The sequence below is a fragment of the Holospora elegans E1 genome (assembly GCF_000648275.1).
Lineage (GTDB): Bacteria > Pseudomonadota > Alphaproteobacteria > Holosporales > Holosporaceae > Holospora > Holospora undulata_A.
In genome coordinates this window covers 1-2,444 of sequence record NZ_BAUP01000010.1, presented here as the reverse complement: position 1 = coordinate 2,444, position 2,444 = coordinate 1, and the positions used below count along the sequence as shown (strand labels likewise).

The 2,444-nt window shown below is 44.8% G+C and carries 2 protein-coding genes and 1 pseudogene; all 3 read left to right on the top strand.

Going from position 1 to position 2,444, the window contains the following annotated elements; translation table 11 throughout:
* A pseudogene (locus HE1_RS00170) lies at positions 1-1,278 on the top strand (hypothetical protein); the annotation flags it as partial.
* Between the two features lie 11 nt (positions 1,279-1,289).
* On the top strand, positions 1,290-2,138 hold the full coding sequence (locus HE1_RS00165) for a hypothetical protein (protein WP_035543181.1): 849 nt from the start codon (positions 1,290-1,292) through the stop codon (positions 2,136-2,138).
* Positions 2,099-2,444, top strand: a 346-nt coding sequence (locus HE1_RS00160) for a hypothetical protein (protein WP_162480059.1), incomplete at its 3' end; no start/stop codon positions are given. The genes HE1_RS00165 and HE1_RS00160, both read left to right, overlap by 40 nt.

Here is a 2,444-nt window from a genome sequence, read left to right as displayed (position 1 = left end):
TTGCTCCACGGGGCGCTTTCCATGGCGTCTGCGGTCAATTTTCAGGCTATAAATTTTGACCATACAGATATCAAGCAAGCACTTCTGGCGGCAAGCGCCACTATGGTCTGTGAAAGCGCCTCGGAAGGGATTTTGCAGCATATTAAGCGGGCACTTCCGGAAAAAGGCCTGGATGAGCCTCAATCGCTTTACGTGCAGCGCTGCCAAGACCGTGCACAAGATCTAGCGCAGCAAGCGGTGGCAGGGCTTAGAATTCTAACGGCAACGGGGCTAGCCTTGGCGGGCAAGGATTCTGGCGATATCCAGGTGTGCGATGAATCTGTTACCACGGCGCTAGAAGAAAATTTCGTTAAAACTGTGCTGTCGGTGGCTTATGATTTGGCTCAAGGTGCAAAAGACGTCAAGGAAAATTTAGAAGAGGGAAACTATTGGGGCGCTGCCGGCCATGTGGCACTCACCGCCGGAGCAGTGGGGCTAGACCTTGCCAGCCAAGGCTTTGGCACAGGGGCGGTAAAAGCTGGAGTGGGCTTTGCACGAAAGGCCATGAGAGGAAACGCAGGAAAAAATTCAGATAAACTCCCCCAAGCCCTGCTTAAAGAAGGCCCTTGTGATCCTTCTAAAGACCCCATGCCTTGGACAAACAAAAAAACCCATACCTCCCCAAAAACCGACCCCATGCCTTGGGAAAATAAAGGAAAATGCCCAATTCGAAAAAAAGTAGAAGAAGAGCAGCGCCAAAACCGAGGACTAATTTACGAAAAAAATGCTAAAAAACTAGAAAATCCGGGAAAAACTAACCTGCAACGGGCTGATTATGAAAAAATTCAGCTAAAAGGGCAGCAACCAGTGAATGAGGTGCATTCGCAATTTACCCAAAAAGTTGAAAAATCGATGCGGGATAAAGAGTACAAATATAAAAAAGAATTACCTGATGGAAGAGTGCGGTTGTATAAAAAGCACAAGCCGGCAGAGGATAAGACCCCTAATATTCGTACCGATGGGGGGTCAAATCATGTAAAAGAGCTTAATCCTTGCACAGGGAATGAGCGAAACTGGACCGAATCTTATCAAAAACCCAACCAAGAAAGGCCAAAAAATCCAAGGGGATGGGCACCACAAAATGATTTGCATGTCATAGAGGTGCATCCAAAGCCCAAAAAAGATGGGGTAGAGATTCAGTGTCAACATTATCCAGCAACAAAAAAAGAATTAGAGCAATTCAAAAGTGGACAATGGCCAAAACTTAATACGAAGCCAGATATTTTGGATAAAAAATAGGAGAAAAAAAGATGAGCGCACTAGGAAAATACTATCAGTACTATGTTTTGAGAAAATTCAATATAGATAAGTATACTCCAGATCCACATTGGCGGGATTGCACCCGCTACTTAGCGGGGTTTTTGATGAAAGTTCTTTTGTTAAAGGAGTGGAAAGAATACGATTATCCAAAAGATAAATGGACGGATGAGTTTGTGGAAGTAGCACGTATTTTGGGATGGATATTTGAATTTGGAACAGATGAATTTGGAAGAGATATTCATGATTTGACACAAGAAAAAATTAGTGAGGGAAGCGATCATTATCCAAACGCTTCATTAATGGGATACGTTGCTGAAATGACAGTTATGGGGGATGTGATTGATAGTGATGTTTTAGAATGCAGTGGCATTTTTAATGATCTTTTTATTGGGCGCAGAGATAGTTTTGAGATGTACTCTGAAGAATATTGCACTACAGAAATTTACGATCCAAGCATGAATTGGCCTTTACCTCGCTCCCGTGGGGGGCCTCCTTATGGGCGCCGGCCCTATCTTCAAGGGCAAGACCCGCCCAGAAGTCAGGCGGTGATTTGGGTGCCTCTTCCTATTTTGCGATTTGCATTTTTTGCAAAGGAAGTTGCTGTATTTGGGCGTCCTTTTGAAGGGATGCAAAAAGTTGCTCAAGAGCAACTAGAAGAGCTAGACGGGCACTTTATTCACCCGGAATATTTTTACATTTTGGCACGAGTTTTAGAACTTGAAGACAGCGCTGAGTCTAGAAAAGCTTTAGACATTTTGGCCAACAATCTGTTTTTGGGAGAAAAGCCATTAACGCAGGCATGGACCCAAGAATTGGAAGATGCTCCGTGGCTTCGATAGACAAAACTCTACCGTTTTGGAAAATTTTGGGAAAGCTCGCCTTTAAGAAGCTTGGGATATGCGCGCTTTTTTTTGTGCCTTTCCTTGCCAGCCAATGCCTGGCAGAGGCCTCTTTGCAAGGGGCAGGCTTTATCGGAAGGGCACGTCAAGAGGGAAGCATAGATTTTTTTATCCATAAGTTGCTCCACGGGGCGCTTTCCATGGCGTCTGCGGTCAATTTTCAGGCTATAAATTTTGACCATACAGATATCAAGCAAGCACTTCTGGCGGCAAGCGCCACTATGGTCTGTGAAAGCGCCTCGGAAG

What these genes read in the sequence shown, in the direction of transcription:
- HE1_RS00165 (WP_035543181.1), top strand. Translation starts at nt 1,290, where the DNA reads ATGAGCGCACTAGGAAAATACTATCAGTACTATGTTTTGAGAAAATTC.